General features: G+C 41.5%; 29 protein-coding genes. 14 read left to right on the top strand and 15 right to left on the bottom strand.

Annotation, left to right across the window (positions count from 1 at the left end):
• Nucleotides 1-35 precede the first annotated feature (35 nt).
• The 11 genes from ACOSVQ_RS20445 to ACOSVQ_RS20395 form a co-directional block, all read right to left on the bottom strand.
• A complete protein-coding gene (locus ACOSVQ_RS20445; protein ID WP_491984274.1) occupies nucleotides 36-899 on the bottom strand; it encodes a hypothetical protein in 864 nt (287 codons plus the stop codon).
• Nucleotides 900-966: 67 nt separating this feature from the next.
• Nucleotides 967-1203 carry an Ogr/Delta-like zinc finger protein gene (locus ACOSVQ_RS20440; protein ID WP_491984273.1) on the bottom strand — a complete coding sequence of 79 codons (237 nt, stop codon included), beginning with the start codon at nucleotides 1201-1203 and terminating at the stop codon, nucleotides 967-969.
• Between the two features lie 25 nt (nucleotides 1204-1228).
• Nucleotides 1229-1510, bottom strand: coding sequence for an ASCH domain-containing protein (locus tag ACOSVQ_RS20435; RefSeq protein ID WP_491984272.1), 282 nt, complete (start codon nucleotides 1508-1510; stop codon nucleotides 1229-1231).
• A 1-nt stretch (nucleotide 1511) separates the two neighbouring features.
• A complete protein-coding gene (locus tag ACOSVQ_RS20430; protein ID WP_491984271.1) occupies nucleotides 1512-2300 on the bottom strand; it encodes a DUF7415 domain-containing protein in 789 nt (262 codons plus the stop codon).
• Between the two features lie 10 nt (nucleotides 2301-2310).
• Nucleotides 2311-4815: a replication endonuclease gene (locus ACOSVQ_RS20425; protein ID WP_491984270.1), complete on the bottom strand. Its 2505-nt coding sequence runs from the start codon at nucleotides 4813-4815 to the stop codon at nucleotides 2311-2313.
• On the bottom strand, nucleotides 4812-5048 hold the full coding sequence (locus ACOSVQ_RS20420) for a hypothetical protein (RefSeq protein ID WP_491984269.1): 237 nt from the start codon (nucleotides 5046-5048) through the stop codon (nucleotides 4812-4814). Before ACOSVQ_RS20420 ends, ACOSVQ_RS20425 begins: the two co-directional genes overlap by 4 nt.
• A gap of 1 nt (nucleotide 5049) precedes the next feature.
• Nucleotides 5050-5451, bottom strand: coding sequence for a hypothetical protein (locus ACOSVQ_RS20415; RefSeq protein ID WP_491984268.1), 402 nt, complete (start codon nucleotides 5449-5451; stop codon nucleotides 5050-5052).
• Nucleotides 5448-5861 carry a hypothetical protein gene (locus ACOSVQ_RS20410; RefSeq protein ID WP_491984267.1) on the bottom strand — a complete coding sequence of 138 codons (414 nt, stop codon included), beginning with the start codon at nucleotides 5859-5861 and terminating at the stop codon, nucleotides 5448-5450. The genes ACOSVQ_RS20415 and ACOSVQ_RS20410 overlap by 4 nt, the downstream gene beginning before the upstream one ends.
• A 93-nt stretch (nucleotides 5862-5954) precedes the next feature.
• On the bottom strand, nucleotides 5955-6239 hold the full coding sequence (locus tag ACOSVQ_RS20405; RefSeq protein ID WP_491984266.1) for a hypothetical protein: 285 nt from the start codon (nucleotides 6237-6239) through the stop codon (nucleotides 5955-5957).
• 11 nt (nucleotides 6240-6250) lie between these two features.
• Entirely contained in the window at nucleotides 6251-6799 is a 549-nt protein-coding gene (locus ACOSVQ_RS20400) for a phage regulatory CII family protein (protein ID WP_491984265.1), read from the bottom strand.
• A gap of 225 nt (nucleotides 6800-7024) precedes the next feature.
• Nucleotides 7025-7291, bottom strand: coding sequence for a pyocin activator PrtN family protein (locus tag ACOSVQ_RS20395; RefSeq protein ID WP_491984264.1), 267 nt, complete (start codon nucleotides 7289-7291; stop codon nucleotides 7025-7027).
• A gap of 172 nt (nucleotides 7292-7463) precedes the next feature.
• On the opposite strand from ACOSVQ_RS20395, the gene ACOSVQ_RS20390 reads away from it, so the two are divergent.
• The gene (locus ACOSVQ_RS20390) at nucleotides 7464-8468 is read left to right on the top strand and encodes a helix-turn-helix domain-containing protein (RefSeq protein WP_491984263.1); all 1005 of its coding nucleotides are present in this window, start codon (nucleotides 7464-7466) and stop codon (nucleotides 8466-8468) included.
• Between the two features lie 53 nt (nucleotides 8469-8521).
• On the top strand, nucleotides 8522-9817 hold the full coding sequence (locus ACOSVQ_RS20385; RefSeq protein ID WP_491984262.1) for a RelA/SpoT domain-containing protein: 1296 nt from the start codon (nucleotides 8522-8524) through the stop codon (nucleotides 9815-9817).
• Here the strand turns inward: ACOSVQ_RS20385 and ACOSVQ_RS20380 are convergent.
• Nucleotides 9814-9963 carry a hypothetical protein gene (locus ACOSVQ_RS20380; RefSeq protein ID WP_491984261.1) on the bottom strand — a complete coding sequence of 50 codons (150 nt, stop codon included), beginning with the start codon at nucleotides 9961-9963 and terminating at the stop codon, nucleotides 9814-9816. The two genes, ACOSVQ_RS20385 and ACOSVQ_RS20380, sit on opposite strands and share 4 nt — an antisense overlap.
• Nucleotides 9964-10479: 516 nt before the next feature.
• Here ACOSVQ_RS20380 and ACOSVQ_RS20375 point away from each other — a divergent pair.
• The 5 genes from ACOSVQ_RS20375 to ACOSVQ_RS20355 are packed head-to-tail and all read left to right on the top strand — an operon-like array spanning nucleotide 10480 to nucleotide 14878.
• Nucleotides 10480-11337 (top strand): hypothetical protein, encoded by an 858-nt coding sequence (locus ACOSVQ_RS20375; protein ID WP_491984260.1) that lies wholly within the window; start codon nucleotides 10480-10482, stop codon nucleotides 11335-11337.
• A gap of 22 nt (nucleotides 11338-11359) precedes the next feature.
• On the top strand, nucleotides 11360-12367 hold the full coding sequence (locus ACOSVQ_RS20370; RefSeq protein WP_491984259.1) for a hypothetical protein: 1008 nt from the start codon (nucleotides 11360-11362) through the stop codon (nucleotides 12365-12367).
• Between the two features lie 14 nt (nucleotides 12368-12381).
• The gene (locus ACOSVQ_RS20365; RefSeq protein ID WP_491984258.1) at nucleotides 12382-12957 is read left to right on the top strand and encodes a hypothetical protein; all 576 of its coding nucleotides are present in this window, start codon (nucleotides 12382-12384) and stop codon (nucleotides 12955-12957) included.
• 2 nt (nucleotides 12958-12959) lie between these two features.
• Complete coding sequence (locus ACOSVQ_RS20360; protein WP_491984257.1) at nucleotides 12960-14300, top strand: KAP family P-loop NTPase fold protein; 1341 nt, start codon at nucleotides 12960-12962, stop codon at nucleotides 14298-14300.
• Nucleotides 14301-14320: 20 nt separating this feature from the next.
• Nucleotides 14321-14878: a GNAT family N-acetyltransferase gene (locus ACOSVQ_RS20355; protein ID WP_491984256.1), complete on the top strand. Its 558-nt coding sequence runs from the start codon at nucleotides 14321-14323 to the stop codon at nucleotides 14876-14878.
• Nucleotides 14879-14917: 39 nt separating this feature from the next.
• Here ACOSVQ_RS20355 and ACOSVQ_RS20350 read toward each other — a convergent pair whose 3' ends face one another.
• From ACOSVQ_RS20350 to ACOSVQ_RS20340, 3 genes are all read right to left on the bottom strand, one after another.
• Nucleotides 14918-15229, bottom strand: a complete 312-nt coding sequence (locus ACOSVQ_RS20350; protein WP_491984255.1) for an STAS-like domain-containing protein — start codon at nucleotides 15227-15229, stop codon at nucleotides 14918-14920.
• A complete protein-coding gene (locus ACOSVQ_RS20345; RefSeq protein WP_491984254.1) occupies nucleotides 15226-16209 on the bottom strand; it encodes a hypothetical protein in 984 nt (327 codons plus the stop codon). The genes ACOSVQ_RS20350 and ACOSVQ_RS20345 overlap by 4 nt, the downstream gene beginning before the upstream one ends.
• A 66-nt stretch (nucleotides 16210-16275) precedes the next feature.
• A complete protein-coding gene (locus ACOSVQ_RS20340; protein WP_491984253.1) occupies nucleotides 16276-17355 on the bottom strand; it encodes a tyrosine-type recombinase/integrase in 1080 nt (359 codons plus the stop codon).
• 121 nt (nucleotides 17356-17476) lie between these two features.
• Here ACOSVQ_RS20340 and dusA point away from each other — a divergent pair, with 121 nt between their 5' ends.
• The 7 genes from dusA (at nucleotide 17477) to ACOSVQ_RS20305 (ending at nucleotide 24426) form a co-directional block, all read left to right on the top strand.
• Nucleotides 17477-18490: a tRNA dihydrouridine(20/20a) synthase DusA gene (gene dusA / locus ACOSVQ_RS20335; protein ID WP_491984252.1), complete on the top strand. Its 1014-nt coding sequence runs from the start codon at nucleotides 17477-17479 to the stop codon at nucleotides 18488-18490.
• A gap of 174 nt (nucleotides 18491-18664) precedes the next feature.
• Nucleotides 18665-18874 carry an envelope stress response protein PspG gene (gene pspG / locus ACOSVQ_RS20330; RefSeq protein WP_491984251.1) on the top strand — a complete coding sequence of 70 codons (210 nt, stop codon included), beginning with the start codon at nucleotides 18665-18667 and terminating at the stop codon, nucleotides 18872-18874.
• Between the two features lie 85 nt (nucleotides 18875-18959).
• Nucleotides 18960-19625 (top strand): TIGR04219 family outer membrane beta-barrel protein, encoded by a 666-nt coding sequence (locus tag ACOSVQ_RS20325; RefSeq protein WP_491984250.1) that lies wholly within the window; start codon nucleotides 18960-18962, stop codon nucleotides 19623-19625.
• A 142-nt stretch (nucleotides 19626-19767) separates the two neighbouring features.
• The gene (locus ACOSVQ_RS20320) at nucleotides 19768-19998 is read left to right on the top strand and encodes a hypothetical protein (RefSeq protein WP_491984249.1); all 231 of its coding nucleotides are present in this window, start codon (nucleotides 19768-19770) and stop codon (nucleotides 19996-19998) included.
• Nucleotides 19999-20115: 117 nt separating this feature from the next.
• On the top strand, nucleotides 20116-21948 hold the full coding sequence (locus ACOSVQ_RS20315; RefSeq protein ID WP_491984248.1) for an assimilatory sulfite reductase (NADPH) flavoprotein subunit: 1833 nt from the start codon (nucleotides 20116-20118) through the stop codon (nucleotides 21946-21948).
• Nucleotides 21948-23681 (top strand): assimilatory sulfite reductase (NADPH) hemoprotein subunit, encoded by a 1734-nt coding sequence (cysI, locus tag ACOSVQ_RS20310; RefSeq protein WP_491984247.1) that lies wholly within the window; start codon nucleotides 21948-21950, stop codon nucleotides 23679-23681. Before ACOSVQ_RS20315 ends, cysI begins: the two co-directional genes overlap by 1 nt.
• Nucleotides 23674-24426 (top strand): phosphoadenylyl-sulfate reductase, encoded by a 753-nt coding sequence (locus ACOSVQ_RS20305; protein ID WP_491984246.1) that lies wholly within the window; start codon nucleotides 23674-23676, stop codon nucleotides 24424-24426. Before cysI ends, ACOSVQ_RS20305 begins: the two co-directional genes overlap by 8 nt.
• Nucleotides 24427-24711: the final 285 nt, after the last annotated feature.

Below are 24711 nucleotides of genomic sequence, written 5' to 3'. Positions count from 1 at the left end.
GTTCGTTTTTGATCGTTTTTTAGATCATTGACTCATTAAGCTCTCGCATATGCACCACACTCACTCATAAAAGGACAATTTGGATTATCGTCGTCTTTCATTGCATCTTTGAACTGACAAATTCCACCGTGAAAGTCATGTATTTCTGATGGTTTAACTAACCTGCCGTAAGCTCTTCCTTGTACAAACAGACACAATTGAAAAGTGGGTTCATCTTTTAAATGTGTAAATAAATAAGCGAAGACTTTTCCTAGAAAAGAGTTAACGTTTGCTATGAGGTTATCTAGATAACTAAAAATATCATCAATTTGTAATGTACGTCCTTGTTCCCTTACTCCAACATGAGAATAACTTATGATTCCGGTTTTCCTATCTTTGTGGCAATTACCTGTATCTTGATGTGTTAACTCATCGCGAATCATTAGAAACCTGGTATACCAGTCAGACTCTAAAATGGCTTCTGATATTTGTTCTGGGAAAGTAGACTTCATCTCACCATCTTTTACTTTTCTAAATAATTTTCTCGTTGAATCTGGAACCCCCTGAATTTGCCAGTGTTTAGAGCATATTTCTGTAATTACCTTTCTACTACAGTCTAATGATGAATATAACTCTAGTATGACGCTTTCAATGACAGCAGATAGTTCATTAGCATTTTCTCCGGTCGAATACCCCTTAGTGTTTATCTCTTTTTCGTCTAACTCTAGATTAGGAATTAGTTTTCTCGCTAACTCCATCAGCGTTAGTGCTTTGTGAAAATGATTTCCTGATCCGCTAACACATCTTCTTCCTGTATTGGTGAGCTCAAAAGTAGAAGCATAAAACTTTGAGAATTTATCAACGTAACCCCAGCGCTCTGGAGCGTACACCCTAACTGTCGGAAATATAGGTTGATTCATAGTTTTCCAGCTTATGTATAATTTTTGTACTTACATCCTAAAGTGAACGAAAGTGCATTACTATCAATCACATCTCAAATATATCCATTTGGTTCACGTCGCCTTTGCAAAGATCAGGTTGTATTTTTGGATCAGGCTTAGCGCCTGTTGGTTCAATAATTCGGTTAACCGTTGTCAGAGTAGTGAACGCAATGCTGCAGTTTAGGTTTAAGCACTGACAGTAGGCTTCGCGTGTTACGTTGCTCATTGCTTTTGAAGTCGCAATGCGCGCTTTGCTTCCGCAAGTAGGGCAGGTGATTAGCATAGGGTCGCGTTCTCCAATCAAAGTTCTAACAATTAACTCTTATAGCAAACACCGCTGTTGGAACATTGCCAAAATGTTCATGAACGATGGTTTGCTCTTCATATCCGCGCCAAGGTTTAATGATTGTTTTGCTCATATCGTCTTTCTTTGGATATCCTAACTTGATATGAATTTCGTCATACTCTCGGTTCTCGATACGTTGGCGCCAGTAGTCAGTTGTTAGCCGATACTCAAAAAGCTTTTCACCACTCTTGATTTGATGAAAGTAAACGGCTTTTAGTGGTAGGTGTAAAATTCGTTTCTCCATCTTATTCACCTTTTGTCCCGTTGTGCTGACAATGAAGCTTTATCTGCTCAACAAAATGCTTTATGTGCTGATTGGAGTGGCTGTTTTCATCTGTTAGATGAAGAAGGATCATTGATGCGTATTCGTGGATGGATTCAAACTTATCAGCAAAAGGCGGCTCACAATATAAGAGTCCTTTTTGAGTGCTTTGATTGATATCGACAACATAACGTTTCCAGCGTCTGTGAAGAGATATGCCTGCAGACATAATCATTGATTGTTCGCTAGCTCCATCGGAAGTAATCACCACTGTGTGCCCGTGGTAACCAGCAAATATTTTACATTCAGTAGTAAAGAACAGTATGGTTTTTCCTTCGCTTTTAATCTCATTGGTGTAGAGAACGGGAATGTTGTTTGCGTTACAGAACATCAATTGAACTTGTTCTGCTTTCAGTCCTGGCAAGTGTTCTGCATCTACAATAACGATGGCAGATTCACCGCGTACCATTCCAGTGAATACTTTGGAGATAAGCATGACCGCTTTAGATAAACTATTTTCAATGAGTTGAGCTGGTTCACATTCACCATATTCTAGTTCTGAAAGCTTAACCCGCACCTCATCATCACTAATGATGGTTGTTGGCATATCTTCCGCATAAGTCCACATTCCATCATCTGCGACTAATATGTGTTTACTGCATCCAGTATCTATATCTCTCGATACCGCCAAGCCTAGCGGATGCAATATTTCACGGTTGATTCGTTCAATAAGCCCAAGCTCTGACATTTGATTCCAGCTAATTGATTTCATACTTATCTCCTTACACCCACGCCCAGTCGTCCACATATTCGAAATGTGAAAGCTCTGGTTGTTGGTAGTTCTCTTCAGTTAATTGGATTTGCTCCGGTTCTGGCTCGGTCACTTCACCTAACCAACTTAAATCTGGCTTGTATTCATTGCGGTAAACGATTTGGTCTGGGCATCGCTGTCCATCGCCAAGGTTTAACTTGACGCTTTTCTCTTCTGTAACCCTTACCCAGTGACCTTGAATGAGATGCTGACGTATGTTTTCGGTGAAATCATGGTCAGTTATCAGCTTGCTTATCTCGTATTCCACTAATGGATCTAAAGGTCTTTCGTTATCACTGGTAACTTGTTCGCCCGGCGGGTGCGTACAGTTATTGACAGAACTCCAAGGTGCACCTGCGGTGCCTGTAAGAGCAAGAGCACCCGCTTCAGCTTGGTCTTGCCCCGTTCCTTTCTTCTGAATCGTCCATACCCTAGTGCGGGTTTCTACAGTTTCATCTGGTGTGGTAAACCCCTTAATCTTGCGAACGTCTTCCCCATGAGGTGACGCAAATGGAAGCACTTCGTATGAATTGACAATCAACAAATCATCACGGCGAACAAAAGGACCACCTTGCCCCATGATGTAACCTTGCCAGTTGCCTTGGTCGGCAGCTTTCAGAGTATCGGTAATACTTGAATCATCAGTTTTCATACGTGATTCGTAGCTATCGCCAATCACCTTCACCAACTCTTCGTTAGTAATTAAGCGACTTGGTTTGATAGGACCAACAAGATCACGCTGCAACATTGAATAGATGGTGAGTAAGTCAGAACGCTCCTGCATGAACAGGTATTCCATAAAGGCTTTTTTGTTCTGGCTAGCAAAACGGCGCAATTCACGATATGTGGTAACAGGAGCACCACCGAAGAACTGAAACTGGCGAATGTTCCAACGGCTTTTCCAAGCGCTTACATTCTTCGCCATGTCTTTAACAGCTTTGCCTGTCTCGTCGGACACTTCATCATCCATGGCAAAACCGTCGATATTCTTTGAAATGTATTTAGCGATGTAACCAGTAGCAGTGCCTTTCTCTGGGTCTATTTCACCCACATCACAACGTGGCGAAGAATCGAATTCACCATCTTTGTTGTAGAGTTCGTGCTTATCTTCTTGGGTTGCGTAATCAACGAAGATTCTAGAAATCGCTTCCTTCTCTTCAGGCTTCACCCAAATAAGAAGATGCCAGTGTGGCGTTCCGTCATGGTGAGGCTCGGCAACACGCACACCAAACCAACGCAACTCTTCGCGCCCTAACTTAGCGCGAATTCTCTGCCATACATTGTTCAGATAGATTTGAGCGTCACGTGGGCTTGCGCCGTTCCAGTGAGGGACGAAACCACCTTTTTTGTAGCTGTTGTGATATTTAGAAGGTGCAGTAAGAGTTAAGAACAAACCTTGTAAGCCCAGCTCGTTGCCAATGTCTTCACAACCACGACAACGAACCATTAATTCGTGACGACGAATCGCTGGGTTTGAAACACTACGCAACACCATTTCTGCAAGATCTGCGGTTTCCTGCGTTTCTTCATCAAACAGTTCACACTGCTTGATGAACTCCCAGTTTCGCTTCTGCTGTTCTTTGTGTTCTTTAATACAATCCCACGAAGCATAAGGCGACGCCTTAGAAGACACCTGCCCCATAGCAATGGCTAAATGCTCGCGCATAATCTTGCGTGCTTTCACCAAACGCCCTAACCACCATTTCTGATTGATTAGCTTTGAGATGTCTTGAAGCGCGGAAAGCTCCGACTGTTCGTTATACTTGCGAGGCGGTTTCATGCCGAAAGTATCAGTGACAAACTTGGCGGTTCTTTCATAGGCAAACACTACCGCCATTTCAGTACCAAGGTCGGTTTTAGCGTGGTATTTGTCACTTTCCATCTGGAAGAAGCGATCAACAAGCGTAGAGATTTTAAACGCTATATCTTTGAGTTCTGATGGGTCTAACTCTGCCAGTGTTTTGTTTTTCGTTGGCTTATGAGTGTTTGCTGCTTCAAAATCAAACGTGATTTGCTTATGTGGAATGTCTTCAACGTTGCCGTACTCTGTAAAGTACACGGGATGAAATGCATCATCTTCCTTGTCGTGCTCTTTAGACAGTAAAGAAACCTTGTGAGTCGTAGGTAACTTTTTGTATTTACGTAACACCATGAGTGCTCTGTCAGTAGCAGGTCCCATGCGTTCACGCAGAAATATGTTTGCTTCTCGTCTGCCCTTTTTCTCAAGTACAGATATATAACGAGTCACAAAATACTTAGTTAAGTAGTCCGGTAGCTTTTCGATTTTCTCGATAGCCCATTGAAAGTCTCTTGGGTTGGCTTCGAATAGCTTGCGCTCAAGAACACTTAAATCTTCTGGCTCTACTACTTCGTGATATCTACGCGCAGCAAAGCAGCCCTCTTCAACTTCCATCAAAGGGGCTTGCCATGCAAAATCGAAACGCTCTATTTCGGTAGGTTCGGTGAGGGTTTTCATACCTCAGCCAACTCCTGAGTTGTCACCAACATGTATCCGCCTTTGCCGCGACCTTTGCTGATAATTCCTTTTTTGAGTGGATGCATGACGACACAATCAAGATCACTGCATGCTTGGTTTACTGCGTCCTGCATTGAATCGAAATCACCAACTAGAACGTTGGCGACTTCTTGAGTGTCTACATGGCGAATAACCCCGCCCTCTGGGCAAAGCATTACTGCTGCGTATTCCATATCAACTCGCCTCCAAGGTTGGGTAGCCGTGTAGAGGTTCACAGTCACGCCACCACATTTGCATGTTCGAATGCATGGCAGTGCTGCGGACGCAGGCAGAAACAAAGAAAAGTGCGCGGATTGCGCCTAGTGATTGGTGGTGTAATGCTTGGTCATTGGATTGGTTGAACACTACAACCCAGTAAACCCACCATGCGGTGATAAAGTCTTCTAGCTTCAAGCCTTGCTCTGTGCCGTTAACGTTCACCAACATAGCGCGAGTAGAATCAAGCTCTAACATTGTGCCTTGGCTAGATTCCACTGGATTGAACACGCGAATGAACTGTTCGATTTTGCGTGTAGTGAAACCTTCAGCTCGTAAGCCGTGTTCTAGGTCTTTACGGAAAATGGTGATAGTGCTCATTTCTTGCCTCCAATAACTTTCAGGCAGTACTGCTCGAATTGATAAAGCGTTTCGTCGTTCCAACGACCAAGATCACGTAGTGCCAGCATTTCAATGAACAAACGACGGTTATTCATATCCAGCTGTGACCAGTGGCTAAGTTGAGATTTCACTTTCTTGTTGCTGCGGTACCAATCCACAAATGAGTGCGCAAAGAAATCACTAGCGCGATCACCGCCGCTATCAACGGCTTTTTTTAAGTCGGCTAGCACTTGTTCTTGTGTTCGATGTGTTTGAACTGGGTCTAACTTCTTCGCGATAGCATCAAGCTGAATCAGCATTTCTTGACGTTGTTCAGTAGTGCAACGCACAAAGCGTTCAGCTATTTGGTCGAATGTAGAATCGAATAACTGCACTTCCATATTGTTCATATTCAAAGCTCCCTGACGGAATTTGGGTAAAAAAAGCCCTCCCTCAATCCGAAGAAATTGAGAGGGCAAACGGCTTGGCTAGGTAAATTGGTGTTAAGACCAGCGCTCAGTAACGCGCTTGGCTTGGGTGTTAAGTCTTGCCAGCTCAAACTCAATACGCATTTTTCTCTGCTGACTTGTGTCTTCGTGGTTCGCTTCGGCTGTTAGTGCTTTATGTTGATCACGCAGGCGCTGTAACTGACGTTCTTTCAAGTCACTGCGTACCTTTTGCAGTGCGACTAACCCTTTGGCTTTTTGCTCTGCATCTAGGCTGTAACAAGGCATATCAGGACAAGGTTTGTGACATGCGGTTTCGAAAGATTGGATAGCAACTGACATAGTTATTTCTCCTAAGCTAAACCGGGAAGTGGTGCGCCGTTGGCAATAAAGTCCACGCCCATACTTAGGAACGGAGTCATGCCACTGGTGCGATTTTCTAAATCGGAAATGATTAGAACGAGGTTGCTAATACCGTGTTGGCACTTAGCAATGATGTTGTTCTTGCTTGAGCGAGGTAGGCGAGATTCGCCACCAAACTCTAACGCCAAGCGTGACAACTCACCTGCAGTGAGAGAGTTCTCAAGCACACGTTTTAAAAAGGTTTCTTGGTCTGAATCGTTTGAATTATGAGGAACGTGGGCAGCCACAATGTCGAGATCACGAAGCAGGGCATACACAATCGAATAGTCAGCGGTTGCTTTGCTGATAGAGAACATCAAAGGCGGAGTTAACAGTCTTGATTGATTTGGGTTCAGCATGTTACGCAATACATTGCGTTCGATGCCGATTTCATCAGCCAGATGACACAAATTGTGTTTGAGTGCGAAGGCAGTACACGCATCATCAAAACACTGTTGTGCTTTCGCGTGGTAACTGCACATTGCTGTATTCGATTCCATATCAGATACTCAACTTGTAGCTAGGGAAGCGAAAACCAAATACGGCATGACAGGGAAATAGAGACGGGCTATCCTAAATAGGAACGCAAGTTCACCTATGAATCCTGCACACTGAGAGCGTTCTTTTGTGTTCTGTGTCTCGCCAAAGTCAAAGAGGTCACATTGGAACGTGGTTGTACTGGTTTTCATAACGCGGCACTGGGGCTATGTTCCAGTGCCGTTTTCTTAGTGGTTTGTTCCTCGAACCATTAACCACTCTTCTCGCGCTAATTGATGCTTTCTATCAATGTACTCAGCCAAGTCATTCAATTTCACAAGAAAAGGTGCTCGCTGAGACTCTTCCATACGAAAAACAGGTAAGGGTAGTTCGTGAGTACGAGCTTTCTGTTGTGCTGTTTTTGAATTGATACCAAAGTACTCTTGGCTGATTTCGCAAAGAGGAACTTCTGCCTTTCCGAAGCGGGCATATAAAGCAAATGCCGTATTACTCATGAGATCTACCCCCGTTTGTTTACTAGCGTTTTAATGCTAGTATCTTTGTTTCATCGCTACTTATCGCAACTTGTAGTGTTATTTTGTCGTTTGAAAGTGTTATTAAGGTTACTAGCGTCTATCGCAATCTGTCAAACGTTATTTTTTGTTATTTTTGTGTTTGGAAGTGTTTATGCGCGAGTGGTACTTAAGTTCAGAGCTTGTAGGATTAAGAGGGTTAGCTAACTCAACAACAGGAATTACGCAAAAGGCCAAAAGAAACAATTGGTTAAGTCGAAGATCGAAGGAGGGGACTCGCGCCCTTGAATACCATATTTCTAATTTTCATCCAGACGTAAAAAAACAACTGATTGAGAAATACGTCACAGATGAATCAGAGGCTGCGATTCTTCTAGGGCTTACAGGTCCAAGTAACGAAGTTATTTCGAGAGAACAGTTACTTGAATACCTCAAACACAATGAAGGTAAATTCAAAACCGTTGTTGGCGCAATGTTGCGTGACCATGATGAAGAAGGGCTTATACAGAGTGGTGATGAGGTGTTTCGAGATGCGGAACAACTAAAGAAGGTCTATAGAGTTATAGAATCTCTATCTCCTGATAATTATGAAAAGCTCCTTGAAGACCTTGAACTAACACCGCTATCTCCTGAACAAAATAAAAAAATGCATGAAAAACTTCATTTACTAGAGCTAGCTATTACAGAATCTTCTGAAAAGCTTTCTGCTGGCAATGTTACGGAGCTTAAGCTGAAGAAAAAAAATGACGTCAGCTATGTAACTTATTACGACATTGCAGCTTCGGCAGGTGCAGGGCATTTGGTGGAGTATGTGCCAAGCAAGCAAATTGAATTGAGCGAAGCGCTCAAGATTGCCCTCAACATCCAGAATCCAAGCAAGTCAAAACTTCTTAATATGGAAGGCGACAGCATGCACCCAACGCTAAAAGATAAATCTATTTTAGCGATCGAATCACTAGATAGCTTTAAGCAAGACGGTGTGTATGTTTTCACGTTCGATAGCACGCTTTATGTAAAACGTCTGCAGAAGGGCAGGGATGGTATTAAAGTCATCAGTGATAACCCAATTTATGACGCTTGGTTTATCAACCGTGATGAAGTAGATACAGAAATTTTTACAATTCACGGGCGCGTAACTGGCTGCGCTCAGAGTGTTTAATTAGTTAATAAGGCATCCGTATGGGTGCCTTTTTTGTTGGTTAGGGAAAACAAATGTCTCAGTACGAAAACCAAAAGCGTCCACTACGCTATTCAAAGAAAAAAATAGATAAAGCTGCTGATGATATTCGCCATGGAATTAAAGGCGCTGAGCGTATTGAAGCTATCGAAAAAATTCAAAACTACCGAGAGTTTCACCTTTATCCGTTAATGCTTCTTAAGAATCACCTTGCTCGTACGGCAAAAAAAATAAGCCCAGATGTGATTGTCGCCCGAAGACTTAAGCGTTTACCTACCATCATTGATAAATTGGAGCGCCCAACTCTCGACGGAAGTTCAGCGAATGAGATTAAGTTTACCCGTATGCAAGATATAGCGGGTTGCCGTGCAATTGTTCGAAGCCCCAAACAGTTGTGGGCGTTAAAAAAGCGGCTGGAAAGAAGCAGATGTGTACATAAAATCATACGCACTAAAGATTATCTTTCTGAACCCAAGCCAAGTGGTTATGGCGGATTGCATTTAATCTACAAATGCTACAACGGGCTAGATGAAGAGCATCCCTGGAAAGGTTCACTTGTTGAGGTTCAGCTAAGAACTGAACTGCAGCATGCGTGGGCAACAAGCCTAGAGATAATTGATACCCTAGAGGGAATTGCTCTAAAAACATCGTTAGATAACCATGAAGAATGGCGGGAGTTCTTTTATTTGGCTGGTAAGCTCGTCGCTCATAAAGAGGGCTTCTGTGTATTGGAAGAAACAACATTATGGGATGTTGCTACATCTTGTCACAATATATCCATATCACTAGATGTTTGGGGAAAGCTAAGCAAGTATGAATTTGCGATTTCAATTACAACTGATAGTGATGTCTTTCCGACAAATGCTTTGAATAAAAATGGACTTTTTCTTATTCGAGTTACTAAGGATGCAGTAAAAAATAAAACGTATGAGGTCTCTGTTCGTTCATTTAGTAGTGATGAAGCTTCAGTCGCACTAGAAAGCTTGAATGAATCAGAGCTTAATGATGACTATTTTCTCGCGGTACTAGTTTCTGCCGAAGGAGTTCGCTCACTTAAACAAGCTTACCCAAACTACTTTGGAGCTACTGATTTATTTAGAGAATTCTTGAACTATATCAAGCAGGAGTATGAAAAAGCTTCTGAAAAAATCCTTGAAAGTGCGGCTACCATTATTAGCAGTCATAAAAAGCTAAGTGATACTGGCGAGCCGATACCGGATGTGTTAGCTAATGTGTATCGAAAATTGATGGATGCTTTTGCACAAGATGAAAGTGTAAAAAAGGACATGGAAAAATATTTAGGATTTGAGCTGGATGAATTATCACGTTAAAGGTCGGCATTTTTAGTTTTTGTACTAGAAAGGATTTTAGCCAATTCCATTATTACTTCAGGTGGCATTTTATCAGCGATTTTTGCTGTTGTTCTGCCTTGGTGTGTTGATGGCTTCGGCTTTTGGGTCGGTTTGCTTGTTTTCATATTTGGTAGTCCTGAAGCAAAGTTGGTTTTGATTGGATTATAAGTTTGATGGGGGCGGTATTATTATGAGCCAGTTTCTATAAGCCAGAATTAGAGAAGGTACGACGATATTCAGTGTTTATATTGTGACGATTAACTCTTGGTAAAGTATGGATTGATGCTTGTGATTAGTATGTTTGCTGCACTATTATAAATTTGTCATCGCTTCTTTGGTTTGTCCAAAACGGAGCACTTAGACTACATTTTTGGAATGTAGCAGCCCTCTCTTATGAGTGGGCTTTGTTTATCTAGGCTATGAAGATAGATATCAGGCAATTAAAGATTGTATGAAGTGTAAAGGCATCCACATGGGTGCCTTTTTTATTTTTAGCAAAATACTTGGTTACTGATAACCAATGAAAAATAGACTGCTGAACGAGATCAAGTGCAACTTATTAGAAAACAAGGATTATAAGAATATAGTTTAAGCTTTATTGTTTAAGCGTTTACTAAGTTATATGGCTAGGGAAAATAATAATGAAACTAGGGATTAAATTAGCAGTAGCGGCTTTCCCCGTTCCTGCTGCTTTTTGGGTGTTCAAGAGTAAAGAGCCAATCTGGGTTAAGCTCATTACTGGAGTGTGGACTGCGTTTATAGCGTTATTGCTACTAGGCATAATGGTCAGCGATGAAAGTAGTATGAATGATTTTAAGGGCTACTTCACTGTCGCGTTTCTGGCTGCTTTTCTTACTTCATGCGTCCACGCTATTAAGTGGGCTATTAAACAGAGCAAAGAAAACAATCAAGCTATTGATGCCGCGATATCCACATCCACAAACCATACTATCAGTTATAAGCCTTTAACTGACTCTCAACTAGCAGCATTGTACATGCTAGCGTTGCAAGTTTTAGACGACGATAAAGTTGACTTAGACGAAGCTAAAGCATTACGCGGTTGGTTTAAACGAAATCCTGAAGCTGAACGTGATTTCCGAACTAAGGAATTATTCGATCTCGTCAATGAAGTATTAGCTGACCAAGCTCTTGATAAAGACGAAGGAATGGAAGTGTTCGTCGTGCTTTCTGAGTACTGTGATGAGTACGAAGAAGAGCAGCAAGTAGCTATCAACAAAGCTGCGAATAAACCACAAGTAAAGGCAGCTAATTCGTCTACTGCTATCGACGATTTACCTTTGGAACGTGAGTATTACATGGAGTACCTAGACTCGAAAGGAAAGGTCTCGAAACGTAATATCATTCTGCATGAAGTAGAAAGGAAAAACGGTACTGACTACCTATACGCTTTTTGCTTGCTTCGCGGTGGTTCAAGAACGTTTAAGGCTGAGAATGTCCAAATGCTATGTGACGTAGAAACTGGTGAAGTGTTGGTTTGATTTTTAACTTAATGGATTGAGCATGAAAATATTAGGTATAGAAGATTTAGCTATCTCTGATTTCAAAGAACTAAATGAATTATCTGAAGAAATAATTCGAGAATGGCCGAATGAGAAGAAGTATTTTGACTCATTAATGCATAACCCTGATTTCGAGCGTTCTGCATACCATGAGTTAATCAAACTTACGGTTACCGCTCATACGCATCTTGCTCAGTTAAAGCAAAGCTTTGTTACACCGCAAGGTCAAGCTAAGGTTCCTGAAAGTCATCCAAGTCGTTATGAAGAACAGAAAAAAAAGCAGTTACTGGTCGAAAAAATAGAAGCGTTTATGACAATGTACCAGTCACTGGACGACTATAGAGTCAAGCATTCATCTGTTGGACGATTAGAGGAAAAGTTTTTAGGCAGAATAACTGAACTTGAACAGTCCGTTTTTAATGACACTCAGCAGCGTATTGAAGAGCTAACTGCCACTGTACGTGAAGATATTAAAGAAGGCATTCATGACCTCCTTAACCTTAAATCTGAGCTAGGTTTGACGGAACAATTTGGAAAAAAAATAACGAGTGAATTGGTGGCAGCAAAGGAAAAAGAGACTAACTTCATGAATCTTTTTATAAAGACTTTGTTGCTAATACCTATTTTGTTGACAACTATCTACTTCGCGGTTCATTGGATGAAAATTGAGGGTAACTCAATTTATATATTGCAAGGTGGCGTTAGCGTACCGTTATTGTTTATCTCGCTATTTTTCTTTTCTCAATACCGAACCTACATGATGATTCGCCTGCGCTATACACATTTGGACGGTTTCTTAGGTGGCGGAGCGACGTTCTTGGCACAGCTTTTAGAATCCGATAACCCTGAGTTCAAGTTAGAGATTAACAAGAAGTTGGCTGAAATGTTTATGAGTTTGGATGACATATTGAAGATGGTTCAGCGTAGCAAACACCCAACTGAGCTGACATTAGAAACCGCCGAGAATGTGTTTGATAAGATTAGTAAGATTAAAAATAAGGCTCACTAGAGGAAGTAATTAAAATGGAACAGACAAAATCAGCGAAGGACAAGCTGAAAGGGGCAATTCAGTGGGTGGGGCTACTGGTTTTAACTATTCTTTTGAGCCGATTTTTAGAACCAGCTTTGGATTGGCTATTTGATTTGATTGTTGAGATAGGCACTAGCTTCTCTAAGTCTTATACAGACCAAATGTATATGACAGCTGCAAATGTTTATATGGAAACTATACCTAGAATTTCTGTAGCTCTTCTTTCTATTGGCTTTATGTATTTCATGCTTATTGCTCCTGTATTAAACCAGGTGCTAGGTAAACTTACATCCATCAAAAATTTAGTTGGGGTTATTTACTTAGTCGCATTTCTAGCTCCTAGTTTACCTAGGGCTATCGAAGCAGAGAATATACGTTCAGCCACTCTGAGACAGATAGATATTCTTAAACCTTACTCATCAAATACAGATGAGCTCTACTCGACGTTTTTACTTGTTCAGTCTGAGAAAGATTATAGGGCAGTTTGGCATTCAGTTATGGCTGTCGCTACCAAAGAAAAAGTAGTTTTACCTGCATTCGCACGGCTAATGAGCGTTGATGAGGATTGAAAATGAAATTAACCGTTCCTGAATTGCAGATTGACTCAGATGAAGGCTTTTCCCCTGAGAAAGATATTTTCAATCGAAAAGCTTACGGTGACAGGCTGTACAACCTTATTGTAAATACTAATGAAAACCTAGTGTTAGCGTTAGATTCTCAATGGGGTGAAGGTAAAAGTACATTTATCAAAATGTGGTCAGGAGAGAACCGCTTCAAACGAACCACCCCTCTAGAAACGATTTATTTCGATGCATTTGAAAATGACTATCAGAAAGAACCATTTTTGGCATTAGCTTCTGAAATTTACGAGTTGCTAGAAGATAAATCTGATGCCAAAAAACAAGAGTTTAAAGAGAAGGCAGCACAGGTTTTTAAAACTCTTAGTCGAGGTCTTATTAAAACAGGTATCAGGATAGGTACTGCAGGCCTCATCGATGGGAAAATGATGGATGAGGCAGAGAGAGACTTTTCTGAGCTTGTTTCCGAGCAAGTGGATTCAATTATTTCTTCTAAGTTTGAAAGTTCAAAAGCAGATAAGTTAGCGCTGAGTAGTTTCAAAGAGTTCTTGACTGATATAGCGATGAATCATACTGCAGGAAAGAGAATAGTCTTTGTTATTGATGAGTTGGATCGCTGTAGACCTGATTTCGCTTTAGATTTACTAGAGAACATAAAACACTTGTTTTCGGTTCCCGGCATCACTTTCTTACTCGTAATGAATAAGAATCAGCTAGAAGAGTCTGTTAAGTGTAGGTACGGCAACGGTATTGATTCTGCTACTTATCTAAGAAAATTTATTAATGTGTGGCTAGCTCTTCCTCGTTCATCAGGGAAGTTTAAGCAAGATGACGGAAAGAGGTATCTTACTGAGATTGCGTCCCTAATGACATCTGGAAATGGTGTGAAAAACTCTGAAGGTTTGGAAATGTTAGGTGCATTAGTTAAACGCTTAAAGCCTTCTTTCCGAGATATAGAACGGATAATGTCTTACTTCGCGATAATTGAAAATACACTTGATGGCACAGCCAACTCTTATTATCAAGATATGATGGCAGTGGTATGTTTTTTAAAAGTGGTTAATCCAAAGGGCTTAAATTCAATTGTAAACAAAACAATTGATGCGCAATCATTAATCGCAGAAATGCAGTTGATTAACGATTCTAATGATTCTGGGCTGCACATACTCAATTATTTAGCCATAGAATTAGAGTATGAACTGGGTAATGAAGTAACTAAAAAGGAGCTCATCTCTAGGAATAAAATTGACGCTAGGCACGGGATCGCACCGAAAGATGTTGTTAATTCGCTGTGTTTACTTATAGATAATATTCACCCAAATCCCACATGGTGATAACCCCTCAAAGGTTGTTAATGTACAGTTTAGTTAAATTTGAAAAGTTAGATGAATTGGAATCTGCCCATGTTTTTCAATTTTCTCAATGGATGAAGGGTAGCGGCGTTCCTCCTGACGAAGTGTTTTCTGTTTGTAAATTGGTTGTGGAAAAGCAGCCTGAGCTTTTGTCAGTTTATTGTGTTGTACGGGAGCTAGATGGAAAAGTGATTGGATACCTAGCTTTTTTTCTTGGCTTAGAAAGTATGAAATATAGCAGGATTAATTTCTTCGCTATAAATCCACAGCTCCGAGGCTGTGGACTAGGTAAAAAAGTGCTCGATTTTGCTCTCAACGAATTAATGATGCCTGGCGATATTACTACTGTTGCATGCGAGCCTAAGTTGAGAATCTTTTATGAATCTTGCGGCTTTGAATATGCAGGACAAGCAAGCAATGGTGATGAATTGCTTTATTATTCAGAGTCTAAAATAGATGATTTTGAATCTCTGAGGGATATTCCATTAGCGTTAGTTGGGTATGACGGTTCATTCCGGCAACGTTATGCTCAGCTTGAAGCTGCATTGAAAGTGAATTAAAAAAGGAGCCAATTGGCTCCTTTTATATAAATCTTTACGTTATGCGCAAGCCGTCAACTCTTGTTTCTTTCTTTCCATTTCTCGGCGTTGGACTACAGTTGCAATACTTTTCAGGATGCTATTTTTAGCATTTAAGATTTTTACTCGCTGTAGAAAACTTTGAAGTCCATATTTAGCAACTAGAACACCAAAAAGTTCGTCAGAGTAAGATTCTGAAATAGAGTTAACTTTCATTAAATCAACTTCAATTTTGCCTAAACTCAAGGCTTGCTCTAGAGCTTTTCGTTCTACAGCTGCAGTTCTGCGGGATGCTAGGTCGGATTTATCAAAAGCAAATATTGTGGTTTTCATATACCCCCCTTTAGTTGCTCCATTAATGCTAAAATTTCTTCGTCAGGTTCATCTGCGATTTCTCGAATGAGAGAAGATAACTTAAATTTGCACGAAATAGCAACACCTTTCCACGGTGTATCTAGTTCTAATTCTTCTCTACTGCCATCCTCATTTATAATTAGCATAGCGGTTCCAGAAGCAATTACCATCTCTCCTTGGAATCTTTCTACTAACTCTACTAAATGAGCTAAACCGAGACCTTGGTGGTGATTCTCTTCGTATTCAGTTCCAATTCCTGCCCCAAAGGGAGATTCCCCAACATGTTCTGGAGGGAGCTGTTGTGCCCATGGGTCAATATCATCAGCATGTTTAGTTGAGTTGCCCCGTTGTATACACCAGTTTAAAGCATCCATATCAGTTTTTAGTGCATACGTTTTGGCTTTGCCTGAGCGTTTTGTTTCTTCAAAAAAACCTAACCCTTTGTCAGCAACAGAAAACTCTAGATAGTGATCACTTCCGCAGCTCTTAGGAACCTGAGTCTTTTGAGCCATAGCAAAACCCGTCGAGTATCCATGTGACCATACGTTATCAAGCAATTCACCCACAACATGGTTAAGTTGGCTGAGTCCATCGGGCATCTCTTGGTCTGTAAATCCCGTAAAATTTCTTAAACAACCATTTATTGAAGCTGTCACATCATCTGTTGCCTCAGCAGAGGATAGCTGAGTGAGCGGTGTATAATTTATACCGTCAGAAATCCGGTGAGGGATTGGTTGATCCCATAAAATATGGTGAAACCCAAGAGTTTGCAGATAACTATTTTGGTTAGCACACTCATAATCGAAGTTACGTTCTTTTATTTCTTTCTCGAATAATAGCGCTGTCAAGACGGTCCAATAACCGGGAGTATAAAAGTCTTTATCTAAGTGAAATGAGTTGTATTCAGCATCGTAGTTCACAGGTATTGTTATTAATGCTTCACGTAATCCTTGTCCCATTTGTCATCCTTAGATTTATATTTATAACATTTGTTGTATATGGGGACTCCATATGCGAGTTCAATGTCATTTTATTGGTATTAAACTTTTTTCGTGAAGTTTGTGAGGAAATAATTGTGTATAAACCTGCCACAAAATATTCAGATTTCTATGTCCGGTAACTTGTGCGACTTCTTCTATCGAGTATCCCAATTCAAATAATCGACTTGCACCTTCGCGTCTTAAATCGTGGTACCGTAAATCTTCAATCCCTAGGCTATTACGCACTCTCTGAAAACCAGCGCTCACTGAACGAGAGTTATAAGGGAAGATAAGTTCGTTCTTCCGTCCTTGCCTCAAAACGATATCCATAGAACCACCAAGTAAAGGAACAATCATGTGGTTTCCCTCTTTCTTACGTGGGTCTTTACGATTACGCACGATTACAGTTTTATTCTTTTCGCTTAGGTCTTCCCAACGTAGAGCACACACTTCGCCAATTCGCATACAAGTAAGAATGCTGAAATCTAAGATGTCTAGGAACGGGATGCGAGTATGGCCATTTGCTCGATAATCTTCACGCTCTTGTAATCCTTGTTTTAGTTTCTCAAGTTCTACTTCAGTTGGTCTTCTGGTACGCCTTTGAGATTTGCCTACTAACTTCATATCTATAAGCACTGGTACCGCTTCTTCAAATACTGCGTAGTTCGCTTCGATGTTGAATACTGGGTTCGCCTTTTTCATGACAGAACGTAGGTAAGCAATATCATGGTAAATAGTGGCAGGTTGAGCGCCTGCACCTTTACGATTTTTGCAATGTTCAATGAGATCAACGGTCGTGAGGCGGTTGGTTTGTACCTTGGCAATATCACAGTCGCGAAGCATCTTGATAACGTATTGTTTGGTACGCCCCGTGTTATCCCACAAATCACGCTCGCCCATAAACAAATCAAGCAGCTCAGCGATATTGGTAGTTCTTTGAGTATTAAAGCCTTTTGTTTCTATTTCACTGACTTGGTTCTTCGCCCAGGCAGTAGCTATGGCTTTTTTCTTATGTGTTTTGGCAAATCGGTGTACAATTCGCCCATTATTTTTGACCGTTATTGTTGCTTTGTATCGCTTTTCGCCATTGGCGATAGTGCGAGTTTGAATACTGTAAGATGCCATTTCTAAACCTATGAGGCGTACCGATTAGGTGGTTTTAAGGTGTACCATAGGCGTACTATACATCGTAATTTATCGTTATTCATAGCAACTCATCGCAATCTCAAGAACACGTAACTCCCTTATGAACCTAGATAAAACAAAGAATCCTAATAAATTCGAGGCTAACCGTTTATCAGTTGCACCCATGCTCGATTGGACGGATCGCCATTGTCGTTACTTCCATCGTTTAATGACTTCGCAAACTCTGTTGTATACCGAGATGGTAACAACTGGCGCGATCATTCACGGTAAAGGTGATTTTCTTGCCTACAACCAAGAAGAACACCCTGTGGCTTTGCAATTAGGTGGCTCAAATCCTGTTGATCTTGCGCACTGTGCGAAGTTAGCTCAGGAGCGTGGTTATGATGAAATAAACCTGAACGTAGGTTGTCCTTCAGACCGTGTGCAAAATGGTCGCTTTGGCGCATGTCTGATGGCTGAGCCTCAACTAGTGGCAGATTGCGTAGCTGCAATGAAAGAGGTTGTTGATGTCCCTGTTACGGTAAAAACACGTATTGGTATCGACGATCAAGATTCGTACGAGTTCCTAACGGATTTTATTACTATTGTTTCCGAGAAAGGTGGCTGCGAGCAGTTTACTATACACGCTCGTAAAGCATGGCTGAGTGGATTAAGTCCAAAAGAAAACCGTGAAATTCCGCCGTTAGATTACAATCGCGCCTATCAAATTAAGAAAGACTTTTCACACTTAAACATTGCCATCAATGGTGGAGTGAAGAGTCTAGACGAAGCGAAAGAACATTTAGCACACTTAGATGGTGTGATGATTGGTCGTGAGGCTTACCAAAGTCCTTATATTTTGGCGGAAGTTGATCAGCAAATCTTCGGTTTGGATATGCCAGTTAAAAAGCGTTCTGAAGTGATCTTTGAAATGTTCCCTTATATTGAACAGCAGTTGTCACAAGGCGCTTATCTTGGTCACATTACCCGACATATGTTAGGTATGTTCCAGAATATGCCGGGTGCGCGTCAATGGCGTCGTTACATCAGTGAAAACGCACATAAACAAGGGGCCGGTATTGAGGTGGTGGAAGCTGCTTTAGCCAAAATTCCATACCAAGATCTAGGTGTGTAAATTTCACCACTAGTTAGTGATTTTCACCTCTGTTTATGATGAGAGCCAACAAAGAACCACTTGTTGGCTTTTTTATTATTTAAATTCAGTTATTTGTAACTATTAAAACTTGGAATGAATACTGCTAATGCTTTTCTAACATGATTTAAATTGTCGTTAAAATGAGGGGGCGTCATGTTCGAGATAATTTTTATATTAGTGTTTGTTGCGACTTTACTAGTGACAGGGCTGACACTCGTGAGTGTGTTAGCGGCTATCGGTTTGTCTTTATTAGTGATGTTAGTACTGGGTATGTTTGGTATGGCAATTAAATTGTTACCTTGGATACTGCTAATCGCCTTTGTTGTGTGGGTATTTCGTCAGGGAGATAAAGCGCCACGTTAATTCTTAGAATATGCGTTTTCCCTCATAGGTAATATGCTACTATCACGTGTATTCGCTAGTGAAAAAACTTTTGGAGCAAAATAGGATGAATAAACCTATCGTAGCCGTATTTTCCTCTTTATTAATGATGGGCTCGGCTCCTGCTTGGTGTGCCGATTCTTTAGTGGGTGTGAACGTTGCAGCTGATATGTGGTTTCCAAGCACTAAAATTGATAACACACGTCGTGATGATGCAAATTCTCCTGTATTGAATTTGGCATTTGAGCATCAACTTCCTTATTTACCGAATGTGAGTATTCGTTACACCAATCTTGATGCGGATTACGCATCTTATGATAAGTACGATTACACCTTCTATTACAACATCCTTGATCGAGAGCTAATGACATTTGATGCTGGTATCTCAATGACTCAGTACGCAAATAGTGATTATAAAGCGAAAGATGGAAAGAGTTACTCGTTCGATGATATGACGTTTAACTGGTATGCCCACGCCGAAATTTCAGTGCCTGAAACCAATATTGACGTTATTGGTCAGTTTGAGTTTGGTAACAGTGATGGTATCAAGAGCTCTGATGTGATTGCAGGCGTTCAGTATGTTATGCCTTTATCATCTGGTGATCTCTCTTTCCGTGGTGGTTATCGAGTCATTGACCTTGAATTTACTGATTTAGCTACAGCATCTCTCGACAATAAAATGTCTTATGTGTTTGCTGACGGTTGGTTCCTAGGAACTCAGTTTAAGTTTTAATTACTGTATTAAGAATGAAAGCCACGCGAGTCGTGGCTTTTTTGCGTTTATCCTTTAAGAATTATTTCTTATCGTTATTTAGTACTTCGCCATAATTGAGCCATGCTTATTAGGTGGACTTAGCTAGGTGAGAGTATAAGGAATGACAATCACGGAACTGAGAAATTTATATCGAGAGAAGATGCTGGTGGAAGCGATTATCGAGCCTTCAGCCCACGAAGGCGCGTGGATAGTGGAATTCCGTCATCAAGCGGGCGGTTTTGTACTGTTAACAAACGCCAGTGGTGAAGAGTGTCACTATGCAGATTTGGACTTAGCATCTAAATCAGCGATGGCGGTAGGTTTTAAACAAGTCAGGGTAGAATCCATTTGAGATTGAAATTTCATCTTCTTACTTCCAAAAAGTTATAAAACATTCTCTTCTATTCTTTCTTGTTATTAAGGAGAGTGGTTAATCTATCGTCACGCAATGAATAAGGAAGTCGTGACAATGTCTTCAGGAAATACCATACCAAAAGAGCTGGTTAGTTTAACTGGCCCACTAAACGACTCGCAGTTAAACCAGCTGCAACAAACGGTTTCACAACTCTCACCCCAGCAACTAGCATGGGTGAGTGGTTATTTTTGGGGATTAAGCCAATCTCAATCTGGCGTTGCAATCTCTCCTCTTTCCCAAGCATCAGCTGTGGCAGTCAGTAAACCTGATAGTCAACTTACCATTATTTATGCATCTCAAACGGGTAATGCGAAAGGTGTGGCTGAGGCTTTAGTGCATGAAGCTCAATCTGCTGGTGTCGCTGTACGTCTGTTTGATGCGAGTGATTATAAAGGTAAAGATTTAGCGAAAGAGACACACGTCATTTTCGTGGCTTCAACAAACGGTGAAGGTGAAGCGCCTGATAATGCTCTGGAGTTACACGAATTCTTACAGTCAAAGAAAGCGCCAAAGCTACCGAATTTAGAGTACGGCGTGATTGGTTTAGGTGATTCCAGCTATGAGTTCTTCTGCCAAACAGGTAAAGACTTTGATGCATTCCTAGAAAAGCTAGGTGCAAAACGCTTTATTGATCGTGTGGATTGCGATGTCGATTACGATCAACCTGCAGCGCAGTGGCGAGCTAAAGCTCTTGAGATTGTCAAAACATCACTAGCAAGCACTCAAGCCGAGGTGGTTCAACTGCCTGTAGGTCAAGCGGCTGCCTCACACTCTCAATACACAAAACAAAATCCATACACTGCTACGTTACTGACCAGCCAAAAAATCACTGGCCGTGATTCAGGAAAAGACGTTCGTCATATCGAAATTGACCTAGAAGGTTCTGGTTTAACTTATCAGCCGGGTGATGCTTTAGGTGTTTGGTATGAAAACAGTTCGGAGCTCGCGAGTGCAGTAGCTGGCGCTGTTGGTTTATCCGGTGTTGAAAGCGTAGATGTTGATGGTGAAAGCCTCTCTATTCATAGCGCTCTCGTCAGTAAATATGAAATCACAGCGGCTAACCCGCAATTTGTCACCAAGTTTGCAGAGCTATCGGGTAGTGAAAAGCTATTAGCCTTAGTTGCTGATAAAGACAAGCTTCGTGAGTACGCGTCAAATACTCAAGTTGTCGATGTGTTAAAAGAGCAACACACTAAGCTATCAGCAGAAGATCTAGTCTCATTGCTACGTCGTCTGACACCACGTCTTTATTCTATTGCTTCTAGCCAGTCGGAAGTGGATGAAGAAGTGCATCTTACTGTCGGCATTGTTGAATACGAACAAGGTGAAGAAGTTCGCCAAGGCGGCGCATCAAGCTTCTTAGGCCACAGGTTAGAAGAGGGCGAAGAAGTTAAAGTGTTTATCGAACACAATAATAACTTCAAGCTTCCGGCAGATGATTCAACGCCAATCATCATGGTTGGTCCGGGTACAGGTATTGCCCCATTCCGCAGCTTTATTCAAGAACGTGAGAACCGTGGAGCAGAAGGTAAGAACTGGTTGTTCTTCGGAGACCGTACTTTCACTCAAGATTTCTTATATCAAGTTGAATGGCAGAAATATCTGAAGTCTGGTGCTTTAAGTCGTTTAGATGTGGCATTTAGCCGCGACCAACATGAAAAAGTGTATGTGCAACATCGTATCCTTGAGCAGGCAGAGCAAGTTTGGCAGTGGTTGCAAGATGGTGCTTATATCTATATCTGTGGTGATGCGACTCGCATGGCGAAAGATGTCCATGAAGCATTAGTCATTGTTGCTGAGCAGCAAGGTGGCCTGACTCGAGAAAAGGCTGAAGAGTATTTAAATGAACTTCGTAAAGCGAAACGTTACCAAAGGGATGTGTATTAATGAGCACTAAAATCGAAAACAACAGCCAAGAAGTATTAGGCGAAGTGCTTGGTCCTCTTTCGGATAACGAGCGTTTAAAAAGAGAAAGCAATTTTCTTCGCGGAACGATCGAGCAAGATCTGCAAGATCGCATTACTGGTGGATTTACGGCTGACAACTTCCAACTCATCCGTTTCCACGGTATGTATCAGCAAGACGATCGTGATATCCGCAATGAGCGAGCAAAGCAAAAACTGGAACCATTACATAATGTGATGCTCCGTGCTCGTATGCCTGGCGGTATTATCCAGCCTAAGCAATGGTTAGCTATCGACAAGTTCGCGACTGAGCACACAATGTATGGAAGTATTCGATTAACGACTCGTCAGACTTTCCAGTTCCATGGTGTGTTGAAGCCAAATATTAAGCTGATGCATCAAACACTCAATAGCATTGGTATTGATTCAATCGCGACTGCGGGTGATGTAAACCGTAACGTATTATGTACTTCAAACCCTGTTGAATCTGAGTTACATCAAGAAGCTTACGAGTGGGCGGCGAAAATCAGTGAACATTTGCTACCAAAAACTCGCGCTTATGCAGAAATTTGGTTAGACGGTGAGAAAGTAGAAACAACGGACGAAGAACCTATTCTAGGCAGTACTTATCTTCCTCGTAAGTTCAAAACAACGGTAGTGATCCCTCCTCATAATGATATTGATGTGCACGCTAATGATCTTAGTTTTGTCGCGATTGCTGACAACGGCAAGCTGGTGGGCTTCAATGTGCTGGTGGGCGGTGGTCTAGCAATGACCCATGGTGATACGTCTACTTATCCTCGTCGTGCGGATGACTTGGGCTATATCCCAGCAGAAAAAACGTTGGATGTTGCTGCGGCAGTGGTAACAACTCAACGTGATTGGGGTAACCGTTCAAACCGTAAGAATGCGAAAACTAAATACACACTAGACCGAGTTGGCGTTGACGTATTTAAAGCGGAAGTAGAAAAGCGTGCTGGAATTCAATTTGAAGCAAGCCGTCCTTATGAGTTCACTGAGCGTGGTGATCGTATCGGTTGGGTTGAAGGCATCGATGGTAAGTTCCACCTTTCTCTATTTATAGAGAACGGTCGTCTATTGGATTATCCAGGTAAACCTCTCAAAACGGGTGTTGCTGAAATTGCGAAGATCCACCAAGGTGATTTCCGCATGACTGCAAACCAGAACTTAATAGTTGCTGGCGTACCTGCCGACCAAAAAGCGCTGATAGAGAAGATCGCGCGTGAGCATGGTTTGATGGACGACTCTGTCAGTGAGCAGCGTAAGAATTCAATGGCGTGTGTTGCGTTCCCAACTTGCCCATTAGCTATGGCAGAAGCAGAACGTTTCCTTCCTTCTTTTGTTACTGATGTTGAAGGTATTCTCGAAAAACACAATCTACCAAAAGAAGACAACATTATATTGCGAGTCACAGGCTGTCCGAATGGCTGTGGTAGAGCAATGTTGGCCGAGCTTGGTTTGGTCGGTAAAGCACCTGGACGTTACAACTTACATTTAGGCGGTAACAAAGCGGGTACGAGAATTCCGAAGATGTACAAAGAGAACATTACTGAACAACAGATCTTAGAAGAGATCGATCAGTTAGTAGGTCGTTGGTCGCAAGAGCGTGAAGTTGGTGAAGGCTTTGGCGATTTCACTATCCGCTCGGGGATCATTCAAGAGGTTGTTGTATCTAAGAGAGACTTTTATGCCTGATACTGTCACAGTGCCTGATTTGTCAGAATTGCTCACTCTGACAAAAGTGGAACAAACACTTCGACTAGCAGAAGTTAATGCTTACCTCGAAAACTTAACCGCTAAAGAGCGTGTGCAATGGGCATTCGATAATCTACCGGGCACGCATGCAGTATCTTCAAGTTTCGGTATCCAAGCCGCTTTGATGCTACATCTAGTATCTAGTATTAAAGCTGATATACCCGTAGTTTTGACGGATACAGGATATCTGTTTCCTGAAACGTATCAGTTTATTGATGAGCTGACTGAGCGACTGAACCTGAATTTGCAAATCTATAAATCTGAGTTAACGCCAGCATGGCAAGAAGCTCGGTTTGGTAAACTTTGGGAGCAGGGTGTAGAGGGTATTGAACAATACAACCGTCTTAATAAAGTAGAGCCAATGCGTAAAGCTTTAGAAGAGTTATCGATCGGCGTCTGGTTTTCAGGATTGCGTCGAGAGCAATCTCAATCTAGAGCTACGTTACCTATACTCGCAGTGCAAAACGGTGTGTTTAAGTTTCTTCCGGTTATCGACTGGTCAAATAAAGATGTTCATTACTACCTTAAAGAAAATGATCTTCCTTATCACCCTCTTTGGGAGCAAGGTTACCTTTCGGTTGGTGATACACACACTACTCGCAAATGGGAGCCGGGGATGGCCGAAGAAGAAACTCGTTTCTTTGGATTAAAAAGAGAATGTGGTCTTCACGAAGATAGTAACTAAGAAAATCGAACATTTTGAACAGTTCATTTTGCCTTTAATAATAGAAAAAGCCGCGATCGCGGCTTTTTTATTGGTACATAAATAGGTTTTCGAAATCTATTTAAGGATAACTCTGTGGATAACTTGTATTCAACTTTGGGGTAAAGTTGAATAAATAGAGCTTTGGTGATGTTTTCTCCTGTTAAGCGTTATTTTTGTATTTTTTGCAAAATAATACTTGCCAGTGTGATTTTGATCCCTATAATGCCACCTCACTGACACGGCAGACGTCGTAAGGCTTCAGCC

This window comes from Vibrio sp. HM8-C, assembly GCF_058630515.1.
This window is presented reverse-complemented; position numbering and strand designations above follow the sequence as displayed.